Genomic DNA, 15,982 nt, shown 5'->3' on the forward strand with positions numbered 1-15,982 from the left:
TTCCGGGTCGTTGACCCGTGAACGGGAGCGGGCTCCCGGTAGCCGAGGTGTTGTCTAAGCAGCTCAGCGGCCAGGAGCCCGTGGTTGTCCGTCTACACGTCCGCGTTCTTGAACGCCAGTGATCGCGCCTCACCGGGGTGCCGATTGTCACGGCCGGAAACCAGCCGATGTCGACCTGCTCGGACGGCCCGAGGCCGGCACCTATGGCGTGCCGGTGAGTCTGCCCAGCACCTCGTAGACCTGTTGCGGTGTCGCCGGGCCGACGGGGAGCGGGTGGCGGGCGGCTTCGGTGCGCAGGCCGTCGAGTAGGAACGCGATGCTGCGACGCCAGGCATCGGGGGCGGCATCGGCGCCGGCGCGGGCGAGCAGGGCGATGGCACCGAAAGTGAACGCGAGGTCCTCGCCGGTGAAATCCGGGCGCAGAGTTCCGGCCCGCTGGGCTCGCTCGATGATTCGCGTGGCGGTGTCGCTCGCCCTGCCGCACAGGGTCATCAGGCGTTCGGCGCCCGGGTAGCGGCCGCTCAGTACGTCGGCGAGCGCGGGATCGGTGGCCTGCAGTTCACAGATCCTCTCGATGTAGTACGCGAACCCGTCCCAGGCGTCCTCGCAGGCCAGGGCATACTTGGCGACCTCGTCGAGCCGGTCCGCCGCGAGGTCGGCCACCACCTCGTCGATGAGCGCCTCACGGCTGCCGAAGAGGTTGTAGAGGGTGCCGTGGCTAACGCCTGCCCGGCGGGCGATCTCCTTCAGCGGCACCTGAAGGCCGCGCTCCTGGAAGAGCTCGGCCGCGGCTGCTCGCAGCTTGCCCGCGTTTCGTTCCGCGTCGGCCCGCATCCGGTTGTTCCTCCTGGTCCTGGCTGGCGACCTTCATTGTCGCATCCCGCCCGGGACTCAACTTGACCCTGAGGTCAAGTTTCATGCTACCGTCGAAAAGCCAAGTTGACCCGCAGGTCAAGTTAATTCAGGCAGCAAGGAGCAACCTCATGTCCAAAGTGATCGCCGTCTTCGGTGCCGGTACCGGGCTTGGCGTCTCGATGGCCCGCCGTTTCGGGCGCGAAGGCTTCCGCGTGGCCCTGGTGGCCCGCCGTAAGGACCGGCTGGACGCCCTCGTCGCGGAGCTTGCCGACGAGGGCGTCGAAGCCGCCGCCTTCTCCGCCGATCTGACCGAGCCCGCTCAGGTCCCCGCGGTGGTCAACGCCATTCGGGAGCGGTTCGGCAGGATCGACGTGGTCGAGTACGGCCCGATCCCCGCCGGTCAGAGCTTCACCTCGGCCACCAAGCTGGACGCGGCCACGCTCAAGGCACTGATCCCGCTGTTCCTGCTCACCCCGGTCGAGGTGGTCCAGGCCGTGCTGCCGGAGATGACCGAGCGCGGCGAGGGCGCGTTCCTACTGACGCAGGGCCTCTCCGCGGTGCTGCCGAGTGCCCACTTCAGCGGCCCGGGCCCGGTGATGGCCGCGGCCCGCAACTACCTGTACTCGCTCAATGGCGAACTGGCGGGCACCGGCGTCTACGCCGGAACGCTCGCCGTCGCAGCGGCCATCGCCCGCAGCGAGAACGCCCCGGCCAAGCACGACACCGCGGATGACTTCACGGCGTTCGAGGGTATCGAGTTCCCGGTCGTCGACCCGGACGACATCGCCGAGCGCTACTGGGACATGTACACCCGGCGCGACCGCGTCGAGCAGGTCTACCCGGAACCGACCATCCCGCAGGCCGAAACCGCCTCCTGACCGTCTGACCCGCGTGCCGTGTTGTGGAGCAGAAGCAGTGCTCCACTCACCGCGGCTTCCTCCAGGTCGGTGTCCCCGGATGCCTGGATCACAGCACTCATCAGGAGTTACCCCGAAAACCGGCCGGGTCATTGTTGGCGGCTGTAGGCGCGGACGGCCAGGGGGCAGAACACCACGAAGAGGGCCGCGCACCAGATGAGCGTGGTGGTGACGGTGCCGCCGACCGGGGTGCCGTTGAGAAGGGCGCGGCAGGCGTTCATGACGTGGGTGACGGGGTTGATCTCGGCCCAGGTTCGCAGCCAGCCGGGCAGGGTCTCGACCGGAGCGGCAAGGCTGGTGCCGAGTTGCAACGGCAGGAAGCTGATGAAGCTGATCGCAAGGACGGTGTCGGCGTTCTTGACCAGGACGCCGACGAACACGGTGACCCAGCTGAGGCAGAAGCCGAAACCGATGGCCAGGCCGGCGGCGGCGAGGGCGGCCGCGAGGTCGCCGTGGACGCGGAAGCCGAGGAGTGCGCCGATCGCGAAGAGGATGGCGACGGCGAGCAGGTAGCGGACGAGGTCGGCCAGCACGGAGCCGAGCAGGGGTGCGAGGCGGCTGATGGGCAGGCTGCGGAACCGGTCGGTGACGCCGTTCTTGAGGTCGAGGTTGATGCTGGTGCCGGTCGAGACCATCCCGGCGAGGCCGGCGCCCATGACGAGGATGCCGGGGAAGAGGTACTGGAGGTAGTCGGCGGTGGAGCCGGCCACCGATCCGCCGAAGAGGTAGAGGAAGAGCACCATGAACAGGGCGGGTGTGACGACCCCGTTGATGATCGGGCCGGGGTTGCGGGTGGTCTTGGCGAGGCTGCGGCGGGCGAGCACGAGGCTGTGCCGGAGCCCGGCGAGCGGCCGGGTACGCGGTTGTTCGGTGCTGGACACGGTGGCGGTCATCAGGCGGCCTTCGTTGGTTCGTTGGCGGTGGTGGTAGGTGTTCCGGTCAGGGCGAGGAAGACCTCGTCGAGGCTGGGCAGGCGCAGCGACAGTTCGGAGACGCCGATGCGGTGTTCGCGCAGCCGGGCGGTGATCTCGAAGAAGTCCTCGTCACCGGCGACGGGCACGACCAACTCGTGGCGGGTGGAGCGTTCCGGGGTCCGGCCGGCGACATCGGCCAGGATGGCGGTGGCCACGTCGGTGTCGGCGGGGTCGTTCAGCCGCACGGCGATGGTGTGCCCGCCGACTTCTCGTTTCAGCTCCGCGGGAGTGCCGGAGGCGATGACCCGTCCCCGGTCGATGACGGTGATGGCGTCGGCGAGGGCGTCGGCCTCTTCGAGGTACTGGGTGGTCAGCAGGACGGTGACGCCGTCGGCGCTCAGGCCGCGGATCATCTGCCACAGCTCGTCGCGCTTGCCGGGATCCAAGCCCACCGAGGGCTCGTCGAGGAAGACCACCTCGGGGTGTCCGACCATGCTCGCGGCCAGGTCGAGGCGGCGGCGCATGCCACCGGAGTAGCCGGCCACCGGCCTCTTCGCCGCGTCCTCCAAACCGAAACGGGCCAGCAGCTCCGCGGCGCGCCGGAGAGCCTGCGGCCGGGGCAGGTCGAGGAGCCGGCCGATCATGACCAGGTTCGCCAGCCCGGTCAGCTCATCGTCCACGCTGGTGTGCTGGCCCGACAGTGCGATCCGCCGACGTACCTGTCCCGGCTGGCGTGCCACGTCGAACCCGGCCACGGATGCGCGTCCGCTGTCGGGCCGCAGCAGGGTCGCCAGGATGCGGATCACGGTGGTCTTGCCGGCACCGTTGGGTCCCAGCAGGCCGAGCACCTGCCCGCGTGGAACGGCCAGACTGACCCCGTCGAGCGCGGTGACCTTACCGAATTTCTTGGCCAGCCCCTCGGTCTCGAACCCATGATCGCTCACCGTCACCATCCCTCGTCTCAGTCAACTCAGATGTTCCTAACATCTGAATTTTGAGAGTATCCTAATACCGGCGATCTAGGGAAAGGAACTGCGATGGTTCGACTGACTCGGGTGCAGCAGCAGGAGCGCACCCGGACCTCCGTGCTGGCGGCGGCGAGGGAGGAGTTCACCGAGCACGGCTACGCCCTGGCCAAGGTCGACCGGATCGCCGAGCGGGCCGAGCTGACCCGCGGGGCGGTGTACTCGAACTTCCCGAGCAAGCGCGCGCTGTATCTGGCGGTGCTGATCGACATGGTGGAGAACGCCACCTCGGGTGAGCCGGCGACGTCGCTGACGTCGCTGACGTCGCAGACATCGCCGACGTCGTCGGCCGAGGTGCTGGGCTTGTTCGCCCGGACCTGGCTTGAACGGCTGCCCCTGGTCGGCGACACGGCTTCGGGAGGGCGGCTGCACCTGCGCTCGCTGGTCGGCGTCCTCGATGACGAGCACGGGCGCACGGTATTGGCGCAGGTTGTCCGGCTGGAGGCGTTGCTGCTCGCCATCGCGCTGGAATCGTGCGAACCGGCCCATGCGGTGCCGGTGCGACGGGTACGGCTGGCCGAGCTGGTGCTGACGCTGCTGGACGGCTCGGGTCACCTGGCTGAGAGCGCACCGGGATTCGGTGACCCTTTCGACCTGGCACGTGCGTGTGAGCATCTGTCCGGGATCGATCTCGCCGACACCTGGACGCCGTCGTATCTGCCCTATGTCGCTCCGGCACAACCGTGTGGGGACGCGTGGGATCCGCCCACCGGACTCGCGAATCAGATCAACGGGGATCGGGTCGACTTCGGCGCCGATGGTCTGATCGCGGTGCTGGGTGCCGGTCGTCTCGCCGCCGCCGAGGAGGCCGTCCGTTCCGCCCTGCCCGGCGAGCAGGTGACGGTGGTCGTCGTCACGAACGACTCCGCCGAGACGGGCCGCCTGGTACGGCTCAGAATCACCGACCTCCTCGGCTGCCTGCGGCGGGTGTTCGCTCCCGAAGCCTGGCAGCGCGTTCGGCTGGTCCTCGATGACGGAGCCCTGACCGCGTCGGCGATCGGCCTGACCGACCCCGACGCTGGCCTGCCTGCGGTCCGAGGGGTTCATCGAGCAGGTCATCCGGCAGATGGACCAGGCCGGCGTCGAGATCGAGGGATACGCCGGCGAGTACGGGCTCGGGCAGCACGAGATCAACCTCAAGCACACCACCTGCCTGGAGATGGCGGACCGGCACTTCCTCTACAAGTTCGGCGTCAAGACGATCGCCGCCCGGATGGGGAAGTCGGCGACGTTCATGGCCAAGTGGAACATCGACGCGGACGGCAGCTCCTGCCACGTGCACGTCAGCCTCTGGGACCGTGAGACGTCCACGCCGCTGGGTGCGGACCCGCGCTTCGACGGCTTCGTGGCCGGGCTCGCGGCCCGCGCCGAGGCGGCGACGCTGATGTACGCGCCGATGGTCAACTCCTACCGCCGGTTCCAGCCGCACTCGTTCGCGCCCACCGTGATCGCGGTCGGGGACAACAACCGCACCTGCTCGCTGCGCGTGGTCGGCTCGGGCGATACCCGCCGCATCGAGAACCGGATCCCCGGTGCCGACGTGAACCCGTACGTCGCCCTCGGCGCGATCGCGCTGTCCGGCGCCGACGGCATCGAGGCCGGGATGCCCATGCCGACCATCGAGTGCGGCGACATGTACACCCGTGAGGACGTCCCGCTCATCCCCGGCTCCCTGCACGACGCGCTCGACCTGTTCGAGCAGAGCGAGGAGATGCGGATCGCCCTGGGCCCCGCCACACACGCCCACCTGCTGGCCATGGGCCGCGAGGAGGAGAAGGCGTTCCTCATGGAGACGGTCACCGACTGGGAGAAACGGCGCCTGTTCGAGCGGGCCTGACGGTGCGGCCGCCGACCGCGGTCGGGCACAACGAGCTGCTCGGCCACGCGGTCCGGCTGGAGGACTGGGCACAGCAGGGGGAGTCGACGTACGTCCGGGCCCGCGAGGCGCTGGCCGCGGACGACGTCGAGTCGGCGGTGAGTCTCGCCGAGCTCACCGCCCAGGAGGCCCAGGAGGCCTTCGACCTCTACCTGCTCTGGCTCGGGCGGCTGCCCGCCCTGCTCGTCGAGCTGGGCGTGCCTGACGGGAATCTGGCACCGACCCGCGACCTGGCCGCTCGGACCGCCGAGACGCTGGAGGCGGGCTGGGCGACCTACCGCGAGCACCTCGCCGCCTTCGGCGTACGGGCGCGCGCAAGGGACACCCCGGGCGCGGAGGAGGAGCTCGAGGCAGGCCGGATGGTGTGGCAGACCGCCCACGATCCCGCGACCGACGCCCTGTGCGCCCTGATCGCCGTCGGCGTCGACGCGCTCGGCGAGGACTGTGTCGGTCCGCTCTGGGATCGGCTCCTGGCGCACTACTACGCGGCGCTGGGGGAAAAGTACGACCCCGCGACAAGGCCGTGGCGGCAGTCCCTGGAGCGGCTGGTGCTCGACATCTTCGAGGCCACCCGCGGCCACCTCAGCGGGCCGGAGCGGGACGGCAACTTCGAGGTCTGGGAGGAGCCGGACCGGTGGGTGGTCCGGTTCGAGCCCTGCGGCTCGGGCGGGCGCACGTACGTCGACCCGGAGTCCACGCCGGGCCGGACCTTCACCCAGAGCGAGCACGACTGGGCGTGGCGGACCACCGGCGTGTGCCACTACTGCGTGCACTGCTGCCAGCTGCAGCAGCGCGCCCCCATCGAGCACCTCGGGATGCCGCTGCGGGTGGTCGAACCGCCGGTGCGCCCCGACGGCGAAGGGCCGGGCCGGGACCAGTGCACGTGGTCCCTCTACAAGGACCCCGCGCTCCTGCCGGACGAGGCGTTCACCAGCGTCGGGGCGCCCGTGCCGTCCTGGCTTAGTCGGTCACGACGGTCGTGACCCCCGCGCCGGCGGACACCGACTGATCCGCCGCCGGGTCGGTCCGGCACGCGTCGACGAAGCCGCTCAGGAGCTGGAGCGCGTGCTCCTCGTTCGGCCACAGGATCTCGGGGTGCCACTGCACGGCGACCAGCGGATGGTCCCTCAGCTCTGCGCCCTCGACCAGGCCGTCGTCGGCGACCGCCGTCGCGACCAGCCCGTCGGCCAGCCGGCGGACGCCCTGGTGGTGCTCGCTGTTGACGGCCAGCCGCCCGCTCATGCCGCCCAGCCACTGCGAGAGGCGCGATCCGGGGGTGACGTCCACCATATGGAGCGGCCACGCGAGCGCCTCCTCGCGCAGCTCGTGGGCGACCTCGCCCGCGAGGTCGCGGTTCAGGTCGGCATAGAGGGTCCCGCCGAGCGTGACGTTCACCAGCTGCAGGCCACGGCAGATCGCCAGCACCGGGAGGCCGGCGTCGAGCGCGGCGCGCAGCGCGGCCTGCTCGTTGCGGTCCCGGATCGGGTCGATGTCGCGGATCGCCGGGTCACCGGGGTCCGCGCCGTACGCGGCCGGGTCGACGTCGGCGCCCCCGCTGACCACCAGGCCGTCGAGGCGGCGTACGACCGCCGCGATGTCGTCGTGAGGCTGGTGGCAGTCGATGGTCAGCGTCACCGCACCTGCCTCGGCGAACCCGTGCAGCATGTTGCGCCACAGGGAGAACCGTTCGAGATCCGTCGAGGAGTAGGTGAGACCGATGACCGGTCGCGAGGGGTGAGCCACCATTCGACGCCTCCTATGCGTGCTATTGGTAGAGCGTTTAGACCTTTTCGGGTATCTTGGCCCGTATGACTCGACTCGTCAATCGACAGCTGCGGCTCGCCCGCAGGCCGACCTGGACCGCGACCCTCGACGACTTCGTGCTGGACGAGGTGGCCGTCCCCGAGCCCGGCGCCGACCAGGTCCTGGTCCGCGTCGACTGGCTGGCCTTCGACCCGGCGATGCGCGGCTGGATGAACGACGGCCCGTCGTACGCGCCGCCGGTACCGCTGGGCGAGGTCATGCGAGGTCACGCGGTGGGAGAGGTCGTCGTCAGCAAGACCGACGAGCTCCCGGTCGGCGCCGTCGTGACCGGCAACTTCGGTTGGCAGACCCACGTGGTGGCCCAGCCTGGGTCGCACTCGGCGGCGCTGCTGGAGCACATCCACGCGGCCGCGGTGGGTACGCCCGTCGCGCGGCCGGTCCCCGAGGGCGTGCCGGTGACGGCGGCGCTGGGCGTGCTGGGCACCACGGGCCTCACAGCGTACTTCGGGATGCTCCAGCTCGCCTCTCCTCGCCCGGGTGACGTGGTCCTGGTCTCCGGCGCTGCCGGTGCCACCGGGTCGGTGGCCGGGCAACTGGCCCGGTTCGCGGGCGCTCGCACGATCGGCATCGCCGGTGGCGCCGAGAAGGTGCACTGGCTCTCCGAGGTCGGCGGCTTCGACGACGTCATCGACTACAAGGCCGAAGACGTCAGAGCGCGGGCCCACGAGCTTGCCCCCGACGGCGTCGACGTCTTCTACGACAATGTGGGAGGCCGGATCCTGGAGGCCGGGATCGCGAACATCGCGCAGCGCGGCACGGTCGTCATGTGCGGCGGGATCTCGAGCGGGTACTCCGACGAGGCGGTGGCCTACGGGCCCACTAACCTGTCGACTATCACCGTGCGCAGCGCGGACATGAAAGGGTTCATCGTCACCGACTTCGTCGACCGGTTCGACGAGGCGACGCGTCGGCTCGTGGACTGGATCCGGCAGGGTCGCCTGGTGTGGGCCGAGGACGTCCACGAGGGCGGCGTCGAGGACGCGGTGGACACGATGAACCGGCTCTTCGACGGCAAGAACTTGGGCAAGCAGCTGCTGCGGCTGCGGCACAAGTAGGCACGAGGAGGGCTGACAGACCCCGCTGGTGCTGTGACCGGAAACGATCACTGGGTTGGCGTGTAGGACGCTCGTGCCGGTTGGATGGGTGCTGATCACGTTCGATCGGCGCTTGGGAGGCAGGGTGACGCAACCGGTCAAGGTACGCAGGCTCACGGACCAGGAAGGGCATAAGCTGCAGCGGATCGTGCGGCGCGGCACGATGAGCACGGTCCGATATCGGCGGGCGATGATCCTGCTGGCCTCGGCCGGCGGCAACACGGTGCGGCTGCCGGGCCGCGCCTTCACCCTCGGCAGGGAGGCGTTACGCACCCTGCTGGCCCGCCACGGCGTCACCTTCCAGCGCACCAAGACCTGGAAAGAATCCCCGGACCCGGACTTCGACGCCAAGCTGGACGAGATCGAGTGCGCCCCGACGCAGCGGCCCGAGCTCACCTTCGCCTTCGACGAGTTCGGCCCGCTGGGCAGCTGGCCTGTCGCCGGGGCCTGCCGGGCCACGCAGGGCCGCCCGGCCCGGCTGCCGGCCACCCACCCCAACCACACCGTGCAGACCCGCGCCCTGCACGTCTACCTGTACTGACGCAACGCCTACACCCACCACCCCGACGTCCTCGCCGCCCAGCGCCGCGAACGCGCCCATATCCGCAGTGAGAAAGGCATCCGGTGGGGAGGCCCACCCAGCACCGCCGCAGCTTGAGCTGCCCGTTGCCAAACGCCGGGCGGCCGGGAGCTGATCCGTGGATCAGCTGACACAGGCGGCGATGGTCCGCGCGCACACCAGGGACTCGGTATGCGTCGTGTCCACCTCCAGGTCATAAATCACACCGTCGTGAACCACATCCGCTTGCGACGCGGCCATACCCTGGACCCGATCTCCACGTGCGACCTCGCGGCCTGCGGCGACCGTACTCTCACACCTCACACCAACCCACAGCACGTCCAGCTCGCTCAGAGCCTTCTGCCACCGCTGCTGGGACGAGGCTCCGCCGAGAAAGACGTCATCGACGATAATCCTGGCGCCGGCACGGGCCATGGCCACGACACCCTCCATCCAGGCTGCCTCCAGCGCCCGGAAGTCCGCCCCGATGCTCACCCCGCCGTCCGCCGCGATCTCGATCCCCGCGTCCGACGCCTGCATCCTCGCGGGCATCGCGTCGACGAATGAATCGACGCCGAACGCCAGCCACGGATCTGGAAGAACGGCCTGCAGGCACCGTACGATCCCGGACTTCCCCGAGCTGGAACCACCATTGATGATGATCATCCGAGTCGCCACCCCGCCACAGTAGGGCCTCTCCCCTACGGCACAAAACGGATTTCGGCAGACCACACCCCGGTGAACGTTCCCGGTCACAGCACCAGGGACACGCGTTCCCTGACCGCGCGGTCCTGGGGCGCGCGGTCCTGGGGCGCGTAAGCCGCGCACCACCGGCTCTCCCCGGTCGCGAACCCGCCGTGCCATGGCCGCCTCCGCGCCGCCATCGACGGCCTCTGCCGCGGCTGGTCACCGTTACCGGCCATCGACCCCGTACGGGGTGCTGGTCTAGTCTCACGATCGTGACGATCAGGAACTCGCACTGCTCCTTCTGCGGTGCGGTCTTCGCCCCCGGCCAGGACTGGCCGCGCACCTGCGCCGGCTGCCGGAACACCTCCTACCTCAACCCGCTGCCGGTCGCGGTGATGGTGCTGCCGGTCGACGACGGCCTGCTGGTGATCCGCCGTGACATCGAACCGCACCGGGGTGGGCTCGCCCTGCCCGGCGGCTTCGTCGACATGGGCGAGTCCTGGCAGCAGGCGGCCGTCCGGGAGCTCCGGGAGGAAACGGGGATCGTCGTCGACACGGACGAGGTGCGCCTCCTCGACGTGCTCAGCGCCCCCGACGGCACCGTACTGATCTTCGCTCTGGGGCCAAGGACCCGCTCGGCCACCCTCCCGCCGGTCACGCCCACGGCCGAGACGACGGAGTGGCTGCTGATCGACGGGCCAAGGGAGCTGGCGTTCCCGCTGCACACCAGGATCGTGGCGGAGTACTTCGGCTGAGCGGCCGCCGAGAGGCGGGCAGGCGGCGCACGGCCCTCGCCCCCGCAGCGACCCCGTGGTTCTCGTACGACTGGCGCCTTCGCAGGCGATCAGGCACGGCACGTCTACAGCTCAACATCGCCCGTGATGCAGGTGATCGTGCCGCCGCCGACCCAGATCGTCCCGTCGGCGTCCCGGGAGACGTGGGCGCGCCCGGCACGCCCGAGGACCGTCCCCTGACTCGCCACATACGGTGCCTCGGCGCGGCCGGTGCGGAGCAGCCACTGCGCGAGCGAGGCGTTCAGGCTCCCGGTCACCGGGTCCTCGGCCGTGGCGCCGTCCTTGGGGAAGAACGCCCGCACCTCGAACGCCTCCGGCGACCCCTCGGGATACGGGCCGACCACGCCCACGTCGAGATCCACGAACCCCGGCCGCAGCGCGAGCACCTCGTCCGCGCTCGCCAGCAGGACGGCCACCCAGCCGGGCCCGTTGTCCGCCCACTCGGCGTCCAGGATCTCGGCGCGGCCGATGCCCAGCATTCGCGCGACGCGCTCCACCACCGGCTCCTCGACCGGCCCCGAGCGGAGCAGCGGCGGCGCGGCGAAGGCCAGCCCGTATCCGGTCCGGCGCACCGGCACCAGCCCCGCCCCGCACTCCTGGACGATCACGTCGGCCCCGCCCGGCGTCCCGCCCGCCGCCAGCCAGGCGTGGCAGGTGCCCAGCGTCGGGTGCCCGGCGAAGGGCAGCTCCGAGCCCGGCGTGAAGATCCGCACCCGGTAGTCCGCGCCGGGCACGCTCGGCGGCAGTACGAAGGTGGTCTCCGACAGGTTCGTCCAGCGCGCGAACTCCAGCATCTCCTCGGTGGTCAGCCCTCTTGCGTCGAGCACGACGGCGACCGGATTACCCCGGTATGGAGTGGTGCTGAAGACGTCGACCTGCTGGAAGGGGCGCGGCATGCCGCCGAGTATGCCACCCCGGGCCTCGAATCCACGCCTTGACAACGTTCACCGTGAGGGCTTGTAATGATCCACGTCGCGTGTCGCCGACCTGGAGGACGGCGGTGGCATGGAGGCGCCGTAACAAGGGATGATGTCGTGACCTCTCACTTCACAGGCTGCGCCTAACCGCATCGCGCCCGCGCGCCGTTCCCGCATTCGGTGGTGCTGAGCACCGCTTTCGCATGTGAGCTCTTCTCGAATCCGACGGGCCGGTGACCGGCCGGCGGCCCACTGCCCCGCGTACTCATCGAGGCTCCATGCCCGCGGCCGAGTCGGCGTGCGGCGGCTTCGTACCCCCCGTACCGCATCATTCATCTCCACCGCGCACCCTCGCGCTTCACCCACGCCTGGAGTAGGCAGAGCATGCCCAACGACTTCAATCAGCGGATCATCGAAGAGTTTCGTGCCAACGCCGGCCGGGTCGGCGGCCCCTTCGAAGGAGGCCGGTTACTCCTTCTGACGACGACCGGGGCCAGGACCGGCGCGCGCCGTACCACCCCGGTCGGCTACCTGCCGGACGGCGCGCGCAAGCTGATCATCGCCTCCGCCGGGGGCGCGCCGAGCCATCCGGCCTGGTACCACAACCTCCTCGCCGACCCGCGCGTCACCGTGGAGGACGGGGTCTTCACCTACCAGGCGCAGGCGGTCGTCCTGGAAGGCGAGGAACGGGACCGCCTCTTCGCCCGTGCGGTGGAGTCGGATCCCGGATGGGCCGACTACCAGGCCAGGACGAGGCGGGTCATTCCCGTCATCGCCCTGAACCCCGTCGACGGCGGGCCACCCGCCGGGCCGTAGCGGGACACCCTTTGCAGGTTCTGATCTCCGGCGACGGGCCCGACCCCGGCGCGCTCCTTGCCGAGGTCGACCGGCTCACAGCGGAGCTGACCTACGAAGCCCCGATTCCCAACGCGATGACCACCTGAACCAGCCGGCGCCGGCCGTTCCGGTGGCACCGTGCCGCTTGCCGAACGCGCCGGCCGGGCCGCGGGAAGCGGGTCACCACCACGCTGCCATCAGCGCCTTCACCCGGGCCGACCGGCCGCACGTGCCGCGCGCCGTCTGGTGACCGCTCTCATCACCAGACCTGTCCCGTCAACGAGCTTCAGCCACACCGGGCAGGTGTCGGTCCATACCCCATCACCCGCACAGCGGAAGGATCACGTTTTGAACGTCACACACATCCCCACCACGCCCGACGACAGTGCCGCGGCTCTGGCGGAGCTCAGGACTCTGCAGTCCCGTCCCCCCGTCCTGCCCGCCGACGCCGACCTCACGCCCGCCCTGCCGCACACCGGCGGCATTCCCGGTGAATGGGTCACCGCTCCCCGCCACCCGGCAGGCCAGACGGCGAGTGAGGCGGGGGTCACGATCTACGTTCACGGGGGCGGATTCGAATACAAAAACCCTCACCTGGAACAGGTCATGGCTTATCGCTTGTCCCGAGCGACCGGCCGCCCTGTCCTGGCGGTGGACTACCGTCTCGCCCCCGCCCACCCGTATCCGGCCGCGCTCGACGACATGGTGGCCGCCTATCGAAGCCTGCTGGACCAGGACGTGCCCGCCTCACGGATCATCCTGGCGGGTGAGTCCGCCGGGGGCACGTTGCTGCTGTCGGCGCTGCTCGTGCTCAAGCAGGCAGGCGATCCCCTCCCCGCGGCGGCGGTGGCCATTTCCCCGCAGACCGACCTCACCCTGTCCAGCCCGTCCATCGACGCAAACGACGGCCAGGACTTCGTCAACCGGGCCGTACTCGACCATGTCCGCACCCAGTATCTGGCCGGGGCACAGCCGGACCGAGCACCTCAGTCTCCCCTCCACGGCGAGCTCGACGGGCTGCCGCCGCTGCTGCTCGCGGTGGGCTCGAAAGAGGTGATGCTCGACGACGCGCGGCGCTTCGCCGAAGCCGTCTCCGCCGCCGGAGGAAACGTCTGTCTCGACATCTACGACGGCATGCCCCACGCCTTCCACGCCACCGTACTGTCGGCCACCCCGCTTCCCATCGCCACCATCCTGCTGCACCGCATCGCGGAGTGGATCAGCCGACAGGACCGATCACGATGATCATCCCAGGACTCCGAACCACGCGACTGCAGTGGCCGAGTGGCGTCGAGGTACCGCTCATCGATGAAACGTCCGGAGATGCGACCCGCCAGGATGAGCCGATTGCCCAGCCATCGAGTTTGGGCAGGCCTGGTCAGATGAACGGGCCGATGAGGTCGGCGAACTCCTCCGGGCCGACGATCCGCACGCCCAGGCTCTCGGCCTTGGCCCGTTTGGAGCCCGCTTTCTCCCCGGCCACCAGCAGTGACGTCTTCGCCGAGACGCCGGAGGAGGATTTGCCTCCGGCGCGTTCGATCAGCTCGTTCATCTGGTTGCGGGTCAGCGCCTCCAGCGCCCCGCTCATCGAGCCGGTGACCACGACGGACATCCCGGCCAGCGGCAGCTCGGACGTGCCGCTCGCCTCGGGGTCGGCGCCGGGGTCGGCGGGGGGCGTCCAGCCCGGCTCGGTCATGGTGACCCCGGCCTTGACCAGCTTGTCGATGAGGTCGGCGAGCTCGACCAGCTCGGCCACCACCACCGGTGACTTCTCCGGGCCGATGCCCTCCACCGCCTGGATCGCCTCGGCGTCGGCCGCGCGGACGGCGTCCATGCTGCCGAAGTGCCGGGCGATGCGGCGGCTCATGGAACGGCCGGTGCCGCGCACGCCCAGCGCGCAGAACACCCTGCTGAGCGGCTGCGCCTTGGCCCGCTCGATGGCGGCCAGCAGGTTGTCGGTGCTGGTCTCGCCCATCCGCTCCAGGCCCAGCACCTGCTCGCGGGTCAGATAGAACAGGTCGGCGAAGTCGGCGATCAGCCCGGCGTCCAGTAGCTGCTGGATGCGGTTCTCGGCCAGGCCCTCGATGTCGAGCTGGTCGCGGCCGGCGGCGTAGCCGATGGAGGCGATCGCCCGGCAGGCACGCCCGCGTACGCACCGCCACCGCTCCTGGGAGGCATCGATCGCGTCGCCGCAGGACGGGCAGACCTGCGGGATCGCGATCGGCTGTTCGGCTCCGGTGCGCAGGTGCACGACCGGGGCCTCGACCCGGGGGATCACGTCTCCGGCCTTGTAGACGACCACGCTGTCGCCGAGCATCAGGCCGCGGCGGGTGATGTCGGCGACGTTGTGCAGCGTGGCGTAGGTGACGACGCTGCCGTCGAGCTCGACCGGCTCCAGCACGGCGCGCGGGGCGATGACGCCGGTGCGGCCGGTGTTCCACTCGACACCGATCAGCTTGGTGATCTTTTCGGTGGCAGGCAGCTTGTAGGCGATCGCCCACCGGGGCGCGCGCGAGCTGAAGCCGGCCTGTGCCTGGTCCGCGGCGAGATCGCACTTGATCACGATGCCGTCGATACCGAACGCCAAATCCGCTCGTTTGGCGGCGATCTGTTCGACCCGCTCCTGAACCTGCTCCAGGGTGGCGGCGACGATCCCGCCGACGTCGGTGACGGCGGGAGTCTGCACGCCCTGTCCGGCGACCCAGGCCATGACCTCGCTGTGCGGCAGCCCGCGCAGCCGCACGGCCGGCTCGGAGGCGTCGTCGGGGTGTGGCAGCGCGCCGTAGCCGAAGAACGTCAGCTCACACACGTACGGCCGGTCCTGGGCACGCAGCGTGCCGGCGGCGGCGCTGCGCGGGTTGGCGAACGTGGTGCCGTCGTGCGCGCGGCGCTTGGCGCACGCCTGCTCGAACTGAGAGGTGGTCATCATCACCTCACCGCGCAGCTCCACCGTGACCGGCTCGGCCAGCCTGGCGGGCAACCCCACGATGGTGCCGATCGCATGGCTCACGTCCTCACCCGCCGTGCCGTCCCCCCGGGTGACCAGCTGCGCCAGCCGCCCGCCTCGGTAACGCGCGGTGATCGCCAGCCCGTCGAGCTTCGGCTCCACACTCCACGCCGTGACCGGCCGGCCCAGCCTGCGCTCCAGCGACGCGGCCCAGTCGACCAGTTGCTCGGCACCGAAGACGTTGTCCAGGCTCAGCATCGGCACCGTGTGCGGCACATCGCCGACCACCGCGCCACCGGCCACCTTGCCCGTCGGCGAGGCCGGCAGCACCTCATCGGGATGCTCGGCCTCATAGGCCTGGATGCCCCGGACCAGCCGATCGTAGGCGTCGTCGTCCAGCGCGGACGTGCCGTCTCCGTAATAGGCCGCGGCGGCGTCCAGAGCGAGCTGAACGGCTTCGGCGTAGGCAGTCTGATCAGCGAGAAGATTGCTGGGGAGTGCGTCGGTCATGATCCCATCATCTCGTCCGGCACCGACAATTCCGGGTCACGGAACGCGCCCCGGAGCTGGAATGTCCCTCCCTTCCTCCGGACCGGGATGCGGCATGGACGGTCAGCGTCGAACGGTGGGACTCACCTCGGTCATAGCAGTTGGCAGAGAGGGGGTAGGAGAAGGCGTGGAACCTTCAGCACCAACCGATATTGGCTGGTCATCGCCCGGACGGGGCTGATTGTCA

At 70.1% G+C, this 15,982-nt stretch carries 14 protein-coding genes and 2 pseudogenes; 9 read left to right on the top strand and 7 right to left on the bottom strand.

The features are described 5' to 3' along the window. Positions 1–201 precede the first annotated feature (201 nt). Positions 202–834 (bottom strand): helix-turn-helix domain-containing protein, encoded by a 633-nt coding sequence (locus tag ABZ260_RS07440; protein ID WP_355613959.1) that lies wholly within the window; start codon positions 832–834, stop codon positions 202–204. 149 nt (positions 835–983) lie between these two features. Here ABZ260_RS07440 and ABZ260_RS07445 point away from each other — a divergent pair, with 149 nt between their 5' ends. Continuing rightward, positions 984–1,733: an SDR family NAD(P)-dependent oxidoreductase gene (locus tag ABZ260_RS07445; protein WP_355613961.1), complete on the top strand. Its 750-nt coding sequence runs from the start codon at positions 984–986 to the stop codon at positions 1,731–1,733. A 128-nt stretch (positions 1,734–1,861) separates the two neighbouring features. Here the strand turns inward: ABZ260_RS07445 and ABZ260_RS07450 are convergent, their stop codons facing one another. Both ABZ260_RS07450 and ABZ260_RS07455 read right to left on the bottom strand, forming a co-directional pair. Next, on the bottom strand, positions 1,862–2,665 hold the full coding sequence (locus ABZ260_RS07450) for an ABC transporter permease (protein ID WP_355613963.1): 804 nt from the start codon (positions 2,663–2,665) through the stop codon (positions 1,862–1,864). Continuing rightward, the gene (locus ABZ260_RS07455; protein ID WP_355613966.1) at positions 2,665–3,630 is read right to left on the bottom strand and encodes an ATP-binding cassette domain-containing protein; all 966 of its coding nucleotides are present in this window, start codon (positions 3,628–3,630) and stop codon (positions 2,665–2,667) included. Before ABZ260_RS07455 ends, ABZ260_RS07450 begins: the two co-directional genes overlap by 1 nt. Positions 3,631–3,723: 93 nt before the next feature. On the opposite strand from ABZ260_RS07455, the pseudogene ABZ260_RS07460 reads away from it, so the two are divergent. The 3 genes and pseudogenes from ABZ260_RS07460 to ABZ260_RS07470 form a co-directional block, all read left to right on the top strand. Beyond that, positions 3,724–3,900 (top strand): annotated as a pseudogene (locus tag ABZ260_RS07460) (helix-turn-helix domain-containing protein); the annotation flags it as partial. An 877-nt stretch (positions 3,901–4,777) separates the two neighbouring features. Further along, complete coding sequence (locus tag ABZ260_RS07465) at positions 4,778–5,548, top strand: glutamine synthetase family protein (protein ID WP_355613968.1); 771 nt, start codon at positions 4,778–4,780, stop codon at positions 5,546–5,548. Between the two features lie 2 nt (positions 5,549–5,550). Beyond that, positions 5,551–6,570 (top strand): hypothetical protein, encoded by a 1,020-nt coding sequence (locus ABZ260_RS07470; RefSeq protein WP_355613970.1) that lies wholly within the window; start codon positions 5,551–5,553, stop codon positions 6,568–6,570. On the opposite strand, the gene ABZ260_RS07475 is transcribed toward ABZ260_RS07470, so the two are convergent. Then, on the bottom strand, positions 6,548–7,333 hold the full coding sequence (locus ABZ260_RS07475) for a gamma-glutamyl-gamma-aminobutyrate hydrolase family protein (protein ID WP_355613972.1): 786 nt from the start codon (positions 7,331–7,333) through the stop codon (positions 6,548–6,550). The two genes, ABZ260_RS07470 and ABZ260_RS07475, sit on opposite strands and share 23 nt — an antisense overlap. Before the next feature lie 62 nt (positions 7,334–7,395). On the opposite strand from ABZ260_RS07475, the gene ABZ260_RS07480 reads away from it, so the two are divergent. Together ABZ260_RS07480 and ABZ260_RS07485 are read left to right on the top strand one after the other, a co-directional pair. Beyond that, on the top strand, positions 7,396–8,466 hold the full coding sequence (locus ABZ260_RS07480; protein WP_355613974.1) for an NADP-dependent oxidoreductase: 1,071 nt from the start codon (positions 7,396–7,398) through the stop codon (positions 8,464–8,466). A gap of 124 nt (positions 8,467–8,590) precedes the next feature. Beyond that, a pseudogene (locus tag ABZ260_RS07485) lies at positions 8,591–9,163 on the top strand (hypothetical protein). A gap of 45 nt (positions 9,164–9,208) precedes the next feature. Here ABZ260_RS07485 and cpt read toward each other — a convergent pair. Then, a complete protein-coding gene (cpt, locus tag ABZ260_RS07490) occupies positions 9,209–9,820 on the bottom strand; it encodes a chloramphenicol phosphotransferase CPT (RefSeq protein WP_355613976.1) in 612 nt (203 codons plus the stop codon). Positions 9,821–10,023: 203 nt separating this feature from the next. Here cpt and ABZ260_RS07495 point away from each other — a divergent pair, with 203 nt between their 5' ends. Continuing rightward, the gene (locus ABZ260_RS07495) at positions 10,024–10,506 is read left to right on the top strand and encodes an NUDIX domain-containing protein (protein ID WP_355613978.1); all 483 of its coding nucleotides are present in this window, start codon (positions 10,024–10,026) and stop codon (positions 10,504–10,506) included. A gap of 104 nt (positions 10,507–10,610) precedes the next feature. On the opposite strand, the gene ABZ260_RS07500 is transcribed toward ABZ260_RS07495, so the two are convergent. Continuing rightward, positions 10,611–11,441 (bottom strand): PhzF family phenazine biosynthesis protein, encoded by an 831-nt coding sequence (locus ABZ260_RS07500; RefSeq protein ID WP_355613980.1) that lies wholly within the window; start codon positions 11,439–11,441, stop codon positions 10,611–10,613. Positions 11,442–11,846: 405 nt separating this feature from the next. Here ABZ260_RS07500 and ABZ260_RS07505 point away from each other — a divergent pair, with 405 nt between their 5' ends. Next, positions 11,847–12,278, top strand: coding sequence for a nitroreductase family deazaflavin-dependent oxidoreductase (locus ABZ260_RS07505; RefSeq protein ID WP_350926308.1), 432 nt, complete (start codon positions 11,847–11,849; stop codon positions 12,276–12,278). Between the two features lie 369 nt (positions 12,279–12,647). Next, on the top strand, positions 12,648–13,544 hold the full coding sequence (locus tag ABZ260_RS07510) for an alpha/beta hydrolase (protein WP_355613982.1): 897 nt from the start codon (positions 12,648–12,650) through the stop codon (positions 13,542–13,544). A gap of 133 nt (positions 13,545–13,677) precedes the next feature. Here ABZ260_RS07510 and ligA read toward each other — a convergent pair whose 3' ends face one another. Next, positions 13,678–15,756: an NAD-dependent DNA ligase LigA gene (ligA, locus tag ABZ260_RS07515; protein ID WP_355613984.1), complete on the bottom strand. Its 2,079-nt coding sequence runs from the start codon at positions 15,754–15,756 to the stop codon at positions 13,678–13,680. Positions 15,757–15,982 lie beyond the last annotated feature (226 nt).

The organism is Streptosporangium sp. NPDC006013 (assembly GCF_040614275.1).
Taxonomy (GTDB): Bacteria; Actinomycetota; Actinomycetes; order Streptosporangiales; family Streptosporangiaceae; genus Streptosporangium.